Raw genomic sequence first — 14,611 nt, forward strand, 5'->3', positions numbered from 1 at the left:
CTGACAGTAAAGGGGCTGCATCAAACGTCACCGGCGCGTTAGGATGGCGCGAAGTCGAGGTCGCAGGTAAGGCGCCTCGTATTGGATTTGCAGTAAAGAGGATGCTCATGACCGATTTTGCCAAAGCCATTCCGACCGCCGTCGATATCGTGCGACGCGAGCAGTGCTACAAGGGCTTCTACAAGCTCGACCGTCTGCACTTGCGCCACGAACTGTTCGCCGGTGGCATGAGCCGCGAAATCAATCGTGAAGTGTTCGTGCGCCACGATGCGGTGTGCATGCTGCCCTACGATCCGCAGCGCGATGAAGTGGTGCTGATCGAGCAGTTTCGCGTCGGCGCGATGGGCAAGGCCGATAACCCGTGGCTGGTGGAGCTGGTCGCCGGTCTGATCGACAAGGACGAACAGCCGGAAGAAGTTGCTCACCGCGAGGCACAGGAGGAAGCTGGGCTGGACATCAAGGCCCTGTGGCCGATGACCAAATACTTTCCATCGCCGGGCGGCAGCAACGAATTCGTGCATTTGTATCTGGGGCGTTGCAGCACCGAAGGCGCGGGCGGCCTGCATGGGCTGGAGGAAGAAGCTGAAGATATTCGCGTCACGGTCTGGGCTTTTGAAGATGCCCTGCAGGCCGTACGTGACGGACGGATTGCCAATGCGGCGAGCATCATCGCCTTGCAGTGGCTGGCGCTCAATCGCGCCGAAGTGAGGGGGCTATGGTCGTAAACAAGCTGCGCGATCGCTACCGCGTCGACCTCGTGGGCCTGCAAGCCGCCTGCGAGGCGAACTACGCGCGCCTGATGCGACTGTTGCCGGACATGCGCAGCGACCCCGAGGCACGGCGAATCGCCGTGACCCAGGGCGACCAGATGCTCGGCGTACTGACCCTGGAAGTGCTACAGGCCTGTCCTTACACCACGACCCTGCAGGTGCGTCAGGAACACAGCCTGCCGTGGCTGCCGGTGCCGCAACTGGAAGTGCAGGTCTATCACGACGCGCGCATGGCCGAGGTGATCAGCGCCGAGCATGCGCGACGGTTTCGCGGCGTCTATCCTTACCCGAATGCGGCCATGCATCAGCCGGACGAGAAGGCCCAGCTCAATCTGTTCCTGGGCGAGTGGCTGAGTCATTGCCTGGCGTGCGGACACGAATACGCGGCGGTCCGATAACCACCGCAAGTTGTGAACTGCGTCCGGTTCGCCGGTTTCTCTTTGCGCTGTCCCCCCGCATAATTGCCGCACCTATCCAGTCCCGCGATCCCGGGGGAGAACGCCTTGCCGAGCGTATCGACTTTGACCACCGCCGACACGGCGTTGCTGGTGCAGCTCTCTGACAGTCATTTGTTCGCCGAGGCGGACGGAACCCTTCTGGGCATGAACACCCGCGAGAGCCTGCAAAAAGTCATCGAGCTGGTGCTCGAACAGCAACCGCGGATCGACCTGATCGTTGCCAGCGGCGACCTGTCCCAGGACGGTACGCTGGAGTCCTACCAGCAATTCCGGCAGATGACGGCGCAGATCGATGCTCCGGCCCGCTGGATTCCCGGCAACCACGACGAGCCACAGATCATGGCGCAGGCGACGGTGAAGAGTGCGTTGCTGGAGTCTGTAGTGGACGTCGGCAACTGGCGCGTGACCCTGCTCGATTCGGCGGTGCCCGGATCGGTGCCGGGGTATTTGCAGGATGATCAACTGCAACTGCTCGCCCGCGCCCTGAGCGAAGCGCCGGATCGCCATCATCTGGTGTGCTTTCACCATCACCCGATGTCGATCGATTGCGCCTGGATGGAGCCGATCGGCTTGCGCAATCCGGAAGCCTTTTTCGAGGTGCTCGATCGTTTCCCGCAGGCCCGTGCCGTGCTGTGGGGGCATGTGCATCAGGAGATCGACCGCGAGCGCAACGGCGTAAGGCTGATGGCATCGCCGTCGACCTGCATCCAGTTCGAGCCGGGCAGTGAAGACTTCAAGGTCGGCGAGCAGGCACCGGGGTATCGCTGGTTGCGCTTGTTGCCAGATGGTCGGATTGAGACGGGCGTGGAGCGTGTCACCGATTTCCGGTTCACCGTTGATTACGGCTCCGACGGTTACTGATCAAAGGGCGCAGCGCTGATTTCCTCGGGTGCTGGCCCAACACCCCTCGACTCCCTGTAAACTCCGCTTTCTTCAGCCGACGCCCAGGGAGCTCAAATGTCCGGTTCGATTCTCTATATCCATGGTTTCAACAGTGCGCCGGCCTCGAAAAAGGCCTGTCAGCTGGTCGAGGTGATGGAGCGGCTGGGTTTGAGCGATCAACTGCGTGTGCCGGCGCTGCATCACCACCCGCGCGAAGCCATCGGTCAGCTGGAACAGGCAATCGCCGAACTCGGCCGGCCATTGCTGGTGGGAAGCTCGCTCGGCGGCTACTATGCGACTCACCTGGCCGAGCGCCATGGCTTGAAAGCCCTGCTGGTCAACCCGGCCGTCAGTCCGCACCGGATGTTCGACGGATACCTGGGCACCCAGAAAAACCTGTACACCGACGAAACCTGGGAGCTGACCCACGACCACGTGACGGCCCTGGCCGAGCTGGAAGTGCCGGCGCCGCAGGATCCGCAGCGTTATCAGGTATGGTTGCAGACCGGGGATGAAACGCTGGATTATCGCCTTGCCCAGCAGTATTACCGGGCCTGCGCCTTGCGCATTCAGGCCGGCGGCGACCACAGTTTCCAGGGATTTGTTACACAATTGCCGGCATTGCTCAGCTTTGCCGGGATTGGTGCCGATACCTATCAGGCAATCGATTTCACCGCACTGTGAAGTCTTGCCCCATTTTCATTGAATCACTGACGACGAGACCCTATGGCCACTCCCAGCGCTAGCTCCTATAACGCCGACGCCATCGAAGTCCTCTCGGGCCTCGACCCGGTGCGCAAGCGCCCCGGCATGTACACCGACACCAGTCGGCCGAACCACCTTGCCCAGGAAGTCATCGACAACAGCGTCGACGAAGCCCTGGCCGGCCACGCCAAATCGATCCAGGTCATCCTCCATGCCGATCATTCGCTGGAAGTCTGCGACGACGGCCGTGGCATGCCGGTCGACATCCATCCGGAAGAGGGTGTGTCGGGCGTCGAGCTGATCCTCACCAAGCTCCATGCGGGCGGCAAGTTTTCCAACAAGAACTACCAGTTCTCCGGTGGTCTGCACGGGGTGGGTATTTCCGTGGTCAACGCCTTGTCGACCCAGGTACGGGTGCGGGTCAAGCGTGACGGCAACGAATATGAAATGACCTTTGCCGACGGCTTCAAGGCCACCGATCTGCAAGTGATCGGCACCGTCGGCAAGCGCAATACCGGGACCAGCGTGTACTTCGCGCCGGATCCGAAATACTTCGATTCGCCGAAATTCTCCATCAGCCGCCTCAAGCACGTGCTCAAGGCCAAGGCCGTTCTGTGCCCGGGGCTGCTGATCAGTTTCGAAGACAAAGGCACTGGCGAGAAGGTCGAGTGGCATTACGAAGATGGCCTGCGTTCCTACCTGGTGGACGCGGTCAGCGAATTCGAGCGCCTGCCGGACGCGCCGTTCTGCGGCAACCTGGCCGGTACCAAGGAAGCGGTCGAGTGGGCCTTGCTGTGGCTGCCGGAAGGTGGCACCTCGGTCACTGAAAGCTACGTCAACCTGATCCCGACGGAGCAGGGCGGCACCCACGTCAACGGTCTGCGTCAGGGCCTGCTTGATGCGATGCGCGAGTTCTGCGAATTCCGCAGTCTGCTGCCGCGTGGCGTGAAGCTGGCGCCGGAAGACGTTTGGGAGCGCATTGCTTTCGTCCTGTCGATGAAGATGCAGGAGCCGCAATTCTCCGGCCAGACCAAGGAGCGTCTGTCGTCTCGTGAAGCAGCGGCTTTCGTTTCCGGTGTGGTCAAGGACGCGTTCAGCCTGTGGCTCAACGCCAACCCTGAAACCGGTCTGGCGCTGGCCGAACTGGCAATCAGCAACGCCGGCCGTCGCCTGAAGGCCAGCAAGAAAGTCGAGCGCAAGCGCATCACCCAGGGGCCGGCGTTGCCGGGCAAACTGGCCGATTGCGCCGGGCAGGATCCGATGCGTTCCGAGCTGTTCCTGGTGGAAGGTGATTCCGCCGGCGGTTCTGCCAAGCAGGCGCGGGACAAGGAATTCCAGGCGATCCTGCCGTTGCGCGGCAAGATCCTCAACACTTGGGAAGTCGACGGCAGCGAAGTGCTGGCCAGTCAGGAGGTGCACAACATTGCCGTGGCCATCGGTGTCGATCCGGGCGCCGAGGACATGAGCCAGCTGCGCTACGGCAAGATCTGCATCCTCGCCGACGCCGACTCCGACGGTCTGCACATCGCAACATTGTTGTGCGCCTTGTTCGTCCAGCATTTCCGCCCGCTGGTGGATGCCGGTCACGTCTACGTGGCGATGCCGCCGCTCTACCGCATCGACCTGGGCAAAGAGATTTTCTACGCCCTGGACGACGCCGAGCGCGACGGGATTCTCGACCGTCTGGTGGCCGAGAAGAAACGCGGCAAGCCGCAGGTCACCCGATTCAAAGGCCTGGGTGAAATGAACCCGCCGCAACTGCGTGAAACCACCATGGACCCGAATACCCGGCGCCTGGTGCAGTTGACCCTTGGGGACGACTTCGCCGAGACCTCGGAAATGATGGACATGCTGCTGGCGAAGAAACGCGCCGGCGACCGCAAGACCTGGCTCGAATCCAAGGGCAACCTCGCCGAGGTTCTGGCCTGATGCGGTTTGGCTGGGCCTTGGCGGGTGCGTTGCTGCTGGGTTCGATGACGGTGTCGGCAGAGCCTGCGCAAGAACTGCGCGTGCTCGCCGAGCACCCGGTCGAAGGCATGCGCGGCGGCAACCTGTCGGGGCTGGCCTTGTGCGGCAATGACTTGTGGACCGTTTCGGATCGCGACGATGATCAGATCTACCGTCTCGATATCCGCGATCGGGTCTGGCAGGCCACGGCCGTGCGCATCGATCCGCCGAAAGTGCCGGACAGCGGTTTGCCGTGGGGCATCAGCTCGCGAACCTGGGCAGCGTCGTTCATTCGGGGCGGCGATCTGGATTTCGAAGGCATCAGCTGCGACAGCGCCGGTAACCGCTACATCGTCAGCGAAGCCCACGCGGCCGTGCTGCAAGTGCCGCCGCAGGGGCCGTCGTCGTGGCTGAAAATCTCGCCGATGATGGTGCGCGAAGCGCGGGCCAGCGGGATGTTGCTGCAATTCAATGCGATATTCGAAGGCCTGGCGATCAACCCGGCGGGCGATCAGATGTGGCTGGCCGCCGAGCGGCAAAGCCGTGGCTTGTTGCTGATCAAGCGCCAGCAGACGGTGTGGGATTGTGACGGTCGCTGCGTGTTGCTCAGCGAGGGCGGCATGGAAATGCAACCGCCGCAGTTTCCGAAAGCCCGTCCGGTCAATCGGGATTTTTCCGATATCTCCCTGTTCAACGGCAAGCTGTTTACCCTTGAGCGCAACGCGTACCAGATCTGTCGACGGGATGCGCAGACGGCCAAGGTCGAGCTCTGCTGGTCGTATGCGGCCGAGCTGTTGCAGGCCAATCGTCGTTACGAGCAGAACTTCGGGCTGGAAGAGGCGCTGGTCGTCGATGCACAGGGTGCCTGGATCGGCGTCGACAACAATTTCGGCCCGCGCGCCGATGGCGAGGTTCGCCCGATCATCTGGCGCTTCGCCGCGCCTGAGGGTGGCTGGAGCGCCAAGCCATGAGCCAGCAACCGCCGGGCAAACGCGCCGGTCGGGTGCTGATGATTCTGGCGTGGTGCGCGGCGCTGTTTCTGGCCACGCGGTTTTTCGGCCAGTGGGAAGAGCGCCAGCGCAATCCCAATGTGGAAGTGGCTTCGCAGCAGGGCAACGGCTTTATCGAAGTGAAACTGATCGGCAACGCCCAGGGACATTTTGTCGCCAGTGGCCTGATCAACGGTCGGCCGGTGGAGTTCATGCTCGACACCGGCGCGACCGACGTGGCAATCCCGGCTGAGGTGGCGAAAAACCTCCGGCTGGAAGAAGGTTTCGGTGTGACCCTGAGCACGGCCAATGGCCTGAGCCAGGGCTATCGCACCCGTATCGACCGCCTGCAACTGGGCGACATCGTGCTGCGGGACGTCCGCGCACTGGTGGCGCCGGGGCTGCATGGCGATCAGGTGCTGCTCGGCATGAGCGCCCTGAACAAACTTGAATTTACTCAGCGCGGCGGCACCATGCTGCTGCGCCAGACAACGAACCGATGAGGCCCGCATGAGCGATAACCTTGCAGACAGCTTAGATGGCGTAGAACGCCGGTCGCTGGCTGACTTCACCGAAAATGCCTACCTCAACTACTCCATGTACGTGATCATGGACCGTGCCCTGCCGCATATCGGCGACGGTCTGAAGCCGGTACAGCGGCGTATCGTCTATGCCATGAGCGAGCTGGGGCTGGATGCCGATTCCAAGCACAAGAAGTCGGCGCGTACCGTCGGCGACGTGCTCGGCAAGTTCCACCCGCACGGCGACTCGGCGTGTTACGAAGCGATGGTGCTGATGGCCCAGCCGTTCAGTTATCGCTACACGCTGGTGGACGGCCAGGGTAACTGGGGTGCGCCGGACGATCCGAAATCCTTCGCCGCCATGCGTTACACCGAAGCGCGGCTGTCGCGTTATTCCGAAGTGCTGCTCAGCGAACTGGGCCAGGGCACCGCAGACTGGGGCCCGAACTTCGACGGCACCCTGCAGGAACCGCTGGTGTTGCCGGCACGTTTGCCGAATATCCTGCTCAACGGCACCACCGGCATCGCCGTGGGTATGGCCACCGACGTACCCCCGCACAACCTGCGCGAAGTCGCGACCGCGTGCGTGCGCCTGCTCGATGAGCCGAAAGCTACGGTCGAACAGCTCTGCGAACACATTCAGGGCCCGGACTACCCGACCGAAGCGGAAATCATCACCCCACGCGCCGACCTGTTGAAAATGTACGAAACCGGCAAGGGCTCGGTGCGCATGCGCGCCGTGTACCACGTCGAGGACGGTGACATCATCGTCACCGCGCTGCCGCATCAGGTCTCCGGGGCCAAGGTGCTCGAGCAGATCGCTGCACTGATGCAGGCCAAACCGTCGAAAGCGCCGCAGATCGCCGACCTTCGCGACGAATCCGACCACGAGAACCCGTGCCGCATCGTGATCATTCCGGTCAACAGCCGCGTCGATCACGAAGCGCTGATGCAGCACCTGTTCGCCAGCACCGAGCTGGAGTCGACCTATCGGGTCAACGTCAACATCATCGGTCTGGACGGCAAGCCGCAGCTGAAAAACCTCCGTGCGTTGCTGGTGGAGTGGCTGGAATTCCGCGTGCTGACCGTGCGTCGCCGCCTGCAATTCCGCCTCGACAAAGTCGAGCGTCGCCTGCACCTGTTGGACGGTTTGCTGATCGCCTACCTCAACCTGGATGAAGTGATCCACATCATCCGCACCGAGGAACACCCGAAAGCCAAGCTGATCGAGCGTTTTGCCCTCAGCGAGATCCAGGCCGACTACATCCTCGACACCCGTCTGCGTCAGTTGGCGCGACTGGAAGAGATGAAGCTGCGCGACGAGCAGGACGAACTGCTCAAGGAACAGGCCAAGCTGCAAGCCCTGCTGAGTAGCGAAGCCAAGCTGAAGAAGCTGGTTCGCAGCGAGCTGCTGAAAGACGCTGAAACCTACGGCGATGACCGTCGGTCGCCAATCGTCGAGCGCGCTGAAGCCAAGGCGTTGACCGAGCACGATCTGCTGCCGAACGAGAAAGTCACCGTCGTACTGTCGGAAAAAGGCTGGATCCGTTCGGCCAAAGGCCACGAGATCGACGCCACCGGCCTGTCGTACAAAGCCGGGGACGGCTTCAAGACCTCGGCGGCGGGGCGTTCGAACCAGTCGGCGGTGGTCATCGACTCCACGGGCCGCAGTTACTCGCTGGCCACCCACACCCTGCCATCGGCGCGGGGTCAGGGCGAGCCGTTGACCGGCCGTCTGACGCCGCCGCCGGGCGCCACGTTCGAATGCGTGCTGATGCCTGAAGAGGACTCGCTGTACGTGATCGCCTCCGACGCCGGCTACGGTTTTGTGGTGAAAGGCGAAGACCTGCAAGCCAAGAACAAGGCCGGCAAGGCGTTGTTGAGCCTGCCGAACAACGCCAAGGTGATTGCGCCGCGTCCGGTCGCCGACCGCGAGCACAACTGGCTGGCCTCGGTGACGACCGAGGGTCGCCTGTTGATCTTCAAGATCAGCGATCTGCCACAATTAGGTAAGGGCAAAGGCAACAAGATCATCGGTATATCAGGTGAGCGTGTGGCCAGTCGCGAAGAATATGTCACGGACATCGCCGTTCTTCCGGAAGGCGCCACCTTGGTGCTGCAGGCCGGAAAACGTACCTTGTCGCTGAAAGCCGACGACCTCGAACACTACAAAGGTGAACGTGGTCGCCGTGGTAACAAACTGCCACGTGGCTTCCAGCGGGTGGATGCGCTGCTCGTCGAAAACCTCAATTAAGCGTCCCAGACGCTCCGATCTACGATTTAACCCGTAGATCGGCGCTTTGGCGCTGGAGTCGGAACGCATATTCACGGATGATATGGCCTTTCCAAGCGCCGGCGTGGCCGAGCGTTCTTCATATTTATTGAGTATTTTCACTGTGGTCAGCCTTGTGGCGGCCACCTGGACGGGATGATGACTTCTCTGCGCCCCCTTATTTTCCTGCTCGCCGGCGTTCTTGGCCTGGCGGGTTGCAGCGTTCACCAGCCGGTGTCGCTGTATCAGCTGGACAGCGGAAGTCCGGCCCAGCCTGCGCAAAGCGCGGGCATGGCAGTTTTGCTGGGCCCTGTGATCGTTGCCGATTACCTGCAACGGGAAACCCTGTTGCAGCGTCAACCGGATGGCAGCCTCCAAGCTTCGACCGATGGTCGCTGGGCCGGAAGCCTTTCGTCGGACATCGATCAGTTGCTGTTGCGTCAGGTTGCCGGGCATCTGGACAGTCAGCGCGTCGTGCTGGCGCCGGCCACTGTGGGCTTCACCCCGGATGTGCAGGTGCTGTTGACCATTACGCGTCTGGATTCTGGTCAATCGCAACCGGCGATCCTCGATGCGCAATGGCGTCTGATCGACCGCCGTGGCCAGGTGAGGGATAACCGCATCGTCCATCTGCAAGAGCAGCATGCCGGCACCACCGCCGCGCAGGTGCAGGCGCAAGGCGTGTTGTTGCAGCGTCTGGCCGAGCAGTTGTCGGTAGCGCTCAAGCCGTTGGCCAATCAGCCACCGGTCGCCGAAGCGCCGCGCAAACCGGCACCGAAACCGGCAGCACCGGCGGCGGAAGCCGAGAAGCAGCCGAAGATTCCGATGGCTTCGCCGATTCGTACGGATATGGAAGTGTTTCGCTTCTAAGGCTGGATCGAGTCAGGACAGAGCCCGCCTTCTGCGGGCTTTGTCGTGTCTGGGCGTTGGTGGGACATGCATTGTGTCCGACTCGAAAAGCCCCTCACCCTAACCCTCCCGAAACGTCGGACCGCCCGGAGGGAGAGGGGACTGATTGGGGGATATTCGGGAGGTACGCCGACTTGAAAGCTCGGCTGTGAATCCATAATCGACTCAAATTTTCAGGTCGACGGATAGCGTTATACACCTCAGTCAGTCCCCTCTCCCTCTGGGAGAGGGCTAGGGTGAGGGGCTGTTTGACGACGGGTGATATCACAATAACGCCACAAACAAAAAGCCCGCAGACAATCACTCGTCTGCGGGCTTCTTCACATCAAGGGCAAGGCCTCAGGCCCGACGCTCATGCATCCGCGCCAGCTGCCGCTCAAGCATCGACGGATAAGGCTCCATCAACCGCTCCACACAGCAAGCCCCCTCAGGGCTGGCAATCGGCCGGATCCGCGCACGCTGACGGATCAGCGCGTCGTCACCGATCTTGCGCTCCACCAGCAGCAGGTTGCGGCTGTGTTGCGACAGAGCCAGGGCGTCCTGGGCGGAGTCGGTCAGCAACAGGTCGATCTGGCTCAGGCCGAACAGCTCGTCGCCAAGTGTCAGGCCCAGCTGCAATTGCAGGGTGATGCCGCTGTCGGCGACTTCGATCTGCAACTGGTGGCCCAGCGCCCGCAGCAGCTCGCCGCAGCAGATAGCGTTGGTCAGGTAATCGTCGCCGCTGTCTTCGGTGTGGAACAGCATCAGGGTGCTGCCGTCGTTCAGTGTTTCGATTTCGCCCTGGTACAGCGAAGCAGCCTGCTCCAGGCAGTCGCGATAGCGATCCTGCAACTCTTCCAGACGTGCGCGCGGCAAACGGCGCAGTTGTTCCTGCGAGCCCAGTTGTACCGCCAGCACCGCCGTGTGTTGCGGCACGCTCGGGGTCGGTCGGCGCACTGCCGGTTGTGCTGCTTCGTCCAGCGACTCGTCACGCAGATCGGCGAACGGGTCTTCGTCATCGTCGTCTTCAACGGTGCTGACCACATGGCGTGGCGCAGGCTTCTGCGCAGCCATTGGGCGGCTCTCGTCGAAACTCGGATCACGCAGGTTGCGCACTTCGAATTCCGGCTCGTCGTCCTCGAACTCGGGTTCCGGCTCAGGCTCCGGTTCGGCCGGCTCCGGCGCATAGTTGGCGTGTAACTGGCGGGCAAGATCGCCGATCTCGTCCTGACGTTCGATACCCGGCGTGTATTCGTCGATCCGGCGCAACCACACGCGCAGTTGCAGCAGCGGCGTGGAAATGTGCCGGCCCAGACGCAGGCTCAGGGCCAGTGACAGTGCCAGCAGGATCGCACTCAGGATACCCATGCTTTGCAGGCTGATGGTCATCGGCTGCTGGAACTGATCCATGTCCAGGCTGATGCGCAGTTGCCCGGCGGTCACGTCCTGGAAAGTGATCTTGCTCTCGTACATGCCCTCGGCTTCGCCCAGCAGGCCGTGCTTGGGCCGCTGACCGGACTCGGCGAGGATGCGGTTGTCCACGCTGTAGATGGCGGCGTGGGCCACCAGCTTGTTCTTGGTCAGGTTGTTGAGCAGCACGTTGAGGCTGAGGATGTCGTTGGACACCAGCAGCTCGGTGGCGGAGGTGGCGGTCTGCGTGGTCAGGCTTTCGCCCAGCGCATCGGCCTGCTCGTGCATGGCCTGCTTGAACTGCAGGCCCATCACGCAGGCATAGATCACCAGGGCCAGAGCGACCAGGATCACGTTATGGCTGGCAATGCGCAATGCAATCGGTACACGGCGGTGGCGCAGTGCACGGAAGATCAGCAGAAAGAAGTTATCGGTTTTAACTGGCGTGGGCCGGTTCACTGAGCTCGGCTCTTTTGTCCGTGAAGTTGACGCGCAGTATAGCGACAGGCCCTAGACCGGCAAAGCGCTGGCGGTGCCCGATGGTCACTGAAAGTGGGTAGAATGCGGTTTTTTTCCAGTTGCGGGGGTGCGCGTTGCGCGAAATCGTCCTGATTAACATCACGGGAGTCGACCGTCCGGGTCTGACGGCGGCCATTACCGGTGTTCTGGCCCAGGGTGGTGTGAATATCCTCGACATCGGTCAGGCGGTGATTCACGACATGCTGTCGTTCGGCATCCTTGTGGAAATCCCCGACTCCGAGCAAGGCAAGTCGGTGCTCAAGGACATCCTGTTCAAGGGCTATGAGCTCGACCAGCAGGTGCGTTTCACCCCGGTGTCCGAAGAGGATTACCAGCAATGGGTGGGCAATCAGGGCAAGAAGCGCCATATCGTTACTCTGTTGACCCGCAAGGTCACCGCCGGCCAGTTGCAGGCCGTGAGCTCGATCACCGCCAAATACGGCCTGAACATCGACCATATCGACCGTCTGTCGGGTCGTATGCCGCTGGACACCCCGGCTGACAAGGGCAAGGGCTGCATCGAATTCTCCGTACGCGGTGAAGCGGCCGACCCGCAGGCCCTGCGCGCCGAATTCCTCAGCGTGGCTCAGGAGCTGAACGTCGACATCGCCTTCCAGGAAGATTCGCTGTTCCGTCGCAACCGTCGTCTGGCGGTGTTCGACATGGACTCGACCCTGATCGAAGCCGAGGTCATCGACGAACTGGCCAAAGCCGCCGGCGTCGGCGATCAGGTTTCGCAAATCACCGAGCGGGCAATGGCCGGCGAGCTGGACTTCCGCGCCAGCTTCAAAGAGCGTCTGGCGCTGCTCAAGGGCCTGGATGTCAGCGTGCTCGACTCGATCGGTGCCTCGCTGCGCCTGACCGAGGGGGCCGAAACCCTGTTCGCCGAACTCAAGCGTCTGGGCTACAAGACCGCGATCCTGTCGGGCGGCTTCACCTACTTCGCCAAGCAATTGCAGGCCAAACTCGGCATCGATTACGTGTTCGCCAACGAACTGGAAGTGGTCGACGGCAAATGCACTGGCGTGGCGATCGAGCCGATCGTCGATGCCCAGCGCAAGGCCGATCTGCTGAAGCAGCTGGCGGAAAAAGAAGGTTTGCGTCTGGAGCAGACCATCGCTGTGGGCGATGGCGCCAACGACCTGCCGATGCTGGCAATCGCCGGTCTGGGCGTGGCGTTCCGCGCCAAGCCGCTGGTCAAACAGTCGGCGAAGCAGGCGATCTCGACCCTCGGTCTGGATGGCGTGCTGTACCTGCTGGGCTTCCGCGATCGCGACGGGCAGCTCTGAAATCGGCGCAGGATCGCAGCCTTCGGCTGCGGTCCTGGCTCAGAGGGATTTCCACAACGAGTCGAAATCCTCTTCGCTCCCGCCATTCCTGGCGGTTTCCAGCGAGCGATAGGCAAACTGATTGAAACTGTGAGTGCTGGCCACCCGCCGATCCAGCCCGGCGCGATGCTCTTCGCCCTGGGTGTTGATCAGCACTTTGTTGCCTTCCTGAAACGGCAGCCGTGGCGCCAACAGCGTCGCCGGCAAGTCGATCGCACTGATTTCCGGCAACAACAAACCGCGCAGATACTGGCTGTGATCATCCCGCGAACGCACCAGTTGCAAACCGCACGGCCGCGCATGGGGCGCCACCAGTTCGATGCCCATTTGCGTACCGGCGCCGCGCACCTGGCGGATCCAGCGCACCACGGCAATGCTCCAGCCCTGATTGAGGCTGTCCTGAATCCCGACCATTTCCCCGGCCTGCAATTCGGCGGGTACATCCTTCGGCCAGGCCAGACAATAACCGCCGGGGCTGTGGTTGATCACCGGCAAGGCGTAGGTCGGGTAATGCGGCGGACTGTCGGCGTCGTCTTCATCGTCGATCAGCGGTTCGTAACGAATTTCCTCGTAGGGCAACAATTCATCGGATGTGCTCTGCGGCGCGGCATCGAACGCCTGGCTCCAGCTGTCCTTTTCGCCCTGAACCACCGCGCGGCTGAAATTCGCCGCACGGGCGCCGGGGTGCTTGAGCAGTTCGCTGAAGGTGCGTTCGCCGCCGAGATAGAAGTGCAAGGCGCTCATGCCGACGCACACGGTCAGGTTGCCCTGGCCGACGGTGCGCTGGAAGCTGCGTTCGGCAGCTTCGCCCCAGGTGGCGTGCAAATGTTGCAGGGTGTCGAGCGTCAGGCCGGACGGCACGGGCAGCGGCGTGGTCGCATCCTGATGCAGCAGGTGGGCCTCGATGGCGTTCACCAGTGGTTGCGGATCGAAACCGAGCAGACTGGCTTGTTGCTCGCTACGGAATTGGGAGCGGTAACGCGGGCCGGCGTCGATATCTGCCGAAACCGCGAACAACCCCTCGCCCGGATGGGCGGGATGCAGTTTCAGCCACGCACTCCACGGCTCCACTACTTGGGCCAGGCGCGCGATCTGGTTCTGCCGCAACTGATTGCAACGGGCGCTGCCCAGCAGCAGGGCGGCGAGGTAGGTCTGTTCGACACTCAACTCGGCGGTCAGGCTGGCAAGGTCGTCGCGCACCCGGCGATGTTGCAGTTGCAGCTCGCAGGCGCAGCGAAACAATTGATGCAGTTCGAACCACAGCTGTTCCGGTGCGGCGCTGTACAACTGCGTGGCGCGAACCAGTTGCCCTTTCAGCGCATGGGCCGCCCGTTGCAGCGCTTCGCTCACCAGGGTTGCGCGATCCCGGGAGTACTTGGGCGCGATCCGCAGAATGATCTGTTTGTAACCGATGGCCAGCTGACTTTGCAGGGCCTGGCACAGGTTGCTGATCTTGCGTGAGCGCTCATCGAGCATGATCGCCTGATGCAGAAAATGCCGTTCCAGATGCTGGCAGACGAAGTAAACCTCGGGGCGCAACAGTTCCAGCAGATGCAGGCGATTATCGCTGGGCGTCAGCAATTGATTGAGCTCACCTAAGCCTTGATACAGCAGGCGCGCGGTTTCGCCGATGTTTGCTTTCGGCAGGTCGGCGATCCAGCGCTTGAGGTCGCGCGGGGTGGCTTCACAGAAGGACAGGCGCAACTGCGTCGGGGTCGGGGCGCTCAGTTTTGGTTGGGAACGAGGCTCACTCATGCCGTGACAAGCTCCGGCGGCGAATAGGGCAATGCCAAAAACTCTAGCAGTTGTGGTCTGTTTCGCAGGCTATTGTCAGGGTTTTTTACCGTTGGTCTGCTGGCCTGGTGCCATTCCCGCAGGCGCTACTAGGCTCTCAGACGTGCGATCGGAAACGCACGGTTGCA

General features: G+C 62.1%; 12 protein-coding genes. 10 read left to right on the forward strand and 2 right to left on the reverse strand.

Annotated features, from left to right (window positions below; all coding sequences use genetic code 11):
• Positions 1 to 107: 107 nt before the first annotated feature.
• The 9 genes from EIY71_RS10070 (at position 108) to EIY71_RS10110 (ending at position 9,414) form a co-directional block, all read left to right on the forward strand.
• On the forward strand, positions 108 to 725 hold the full coding sequence (locus tag EIY71_RS10070) for an NUDIX domain-containing protein (RefSeq protein WP_102686800.1): 618 nt from the start codon (positions 108 to 110) through the stop codon (positions 723 to 725).
• Positions 716 to 1,168 carry a DUF1249 domain-containing protein gene (locus EIY71_RS10075; protein ID WP_007952222.1) on the forward strand — a complete coding sequence of 151 codons (453 nt, stop codon included), beginning with the start codon at positions 716 to 718 and terminating at the stop codon, positions 1,166 to 1,168. The genes EIY71_RS10070 and EIY71_RS10075 overlap by 10 nt, the downstream gene beginning before the upstream one ends.
• A gap of 105 nt (positions 1,169 to 1,273) precedes the next feature.
• Positions 1,274 to 2,089, forward strand: coding sequence for a 3',5'-cyclic-AMP phosphodiesterase (gene cpdA, locus EIY71_RS10080; protein ID WP_102716957.1), 816 nt, complete (start codon positions 1,274 to 1,276; stop codon positions 2,087 to 2,089).
• Positions 2,090 to 2,185: 96 nt separating this feature from the next.
• The gene (locus tag EIY71_RS10085; protein WP_064382909.1) at positions 2,186 to 2,794 is read left to right on the forward strand and encodes a YqiA/YcfP family alpha/beta fold hydrolase; all 609 of its coding nucleotides are present in this window, start codon (positions 2,186 to 2,188) and stop codon (positions 2,792 to 2,794) included.
• 42 nt (positions 2,795 to 2,836) lie between these two features.
• Positions 2,837 to 4,744, forward strand: a complete 1,908-nt coding sequence (gene parE, locus EIY71_RS10090) for a DNA topoisomerase IV subunit B (RefSeq protein WP_085608483.1) — start codon at positions 2,837 to 2,839, stop codon at positions 4,742 to 4,744.
• Positions 4,744 to 5,733 carry an esterase-like activity of phytase family protein gene (locus EIY71_RS10095; protein ID WP_134021607.1) on the forward strand — a complete coding sequence of 330 codons (990 nt, stop codon included), beginning with the start codon at positions 4,744 to 4,746 and terminating at the stop codon, positions 5,731 to 5,733. The genes parE and EIY71_RS10095 overlap by 1 nt, the downstream gene beginning before the upstream one ends.
• A complete protein-coding gene (locus tag EIY71_RS10100) occupies positions 5,730 to 6,254 on the forward strand; it encodes a TIGR02281 family clan AA aspartic protease (protein WP_007952204.1) in 525 nt (174 codons plus the stop codon). Before EIY71_RS10095 ends, EIY71_RS10100 begins: the two co-directional genes overlap by 4 nt.
• A 7-nt stretch (positions 6,255 to 6,261) precedes the next feature.
• Entirely contained in the window at positions 6,262 to 8,526 is a 2,265-nt protein-coding gene (gene parC / locus EIY71_RS10105; RefSeq protein ID WP_011332166.1) for a DNA topoisomerase IV subunit A, read from the forward strand.
• A gap of 177 nt (positions 8,527 to 8,703) precedes the next feature.
• Positions 8,704 to 9,414: a membrane integrity-associated transporter subunit PqiC gene (locus EIY71_RS10110; RefSeq protein WP_085746491.1), complete on the forward strand. Its 711-nt coding sequence runs from the start codon at positions 8,704 to 8,706 to the stop codon at positions 9,412 to 9,414.
• Positions 9,415 to 9,792: 378 nt separating this feature from the next.
• Here EIY71_RS10110 and EIY71_RS10115 read toward each other — a convergent pair whose 3' ends face one another.
• Positions 9,793 to 11,301: an AhpA/YtjB family protein gene (locus EIY71_RS10115; protein WP_085608487.1), complete on the reverse strand. Its 1,509-nt coding sequence runs from the start codon at positions 11,299 to 11,301 to the stop codon at positions 9,793 to 9,795.
• 134 nt (positions 11,302 to 11,435) lie between these two features.
• Between EIY71_RS10115 and serB the strand changes: the two genes are divergently transcribed.
• Complete coding sequence (serB, locus tag EIY71_RS10120) at positions 11,436 to 12,650, forward strand: phosphoserine phosphatase SerB (protein WP_039766615.1); 1,215 nt, start codon at positions 11,436 to 11,438, stop codon at positions 12,648 to 12,650.
• Between the two features lie 39 nt (positions 12,651 to 12,689).
• Here serB and EIY71_RS10125 read toward each other — a convergent pair whose 3' ends face one another.
• Entirely contained in the window at positions 12,690 to 14,444 is a 1,755-nt protein-coding gene (locus EIY71_RS10125; protein ID WP_134021609.1) for a molecular chaperone, read from the reverse strand.
• Positions 14,445 to 14,611 lie beyond the last annotated feature (167 nt).

It is taken from the genome of Pseudomonas sp. CH235 (assembly GCF_004368175.1).
Taxonomy (GTDB): domain Bacteria; phylum Pseudomonadota; class Gammaproteobacteria; order Pseudomonadales; family Pseudomonadaceae; genus Aquipseudomonas; species Aquipseudomonas paraglycinae.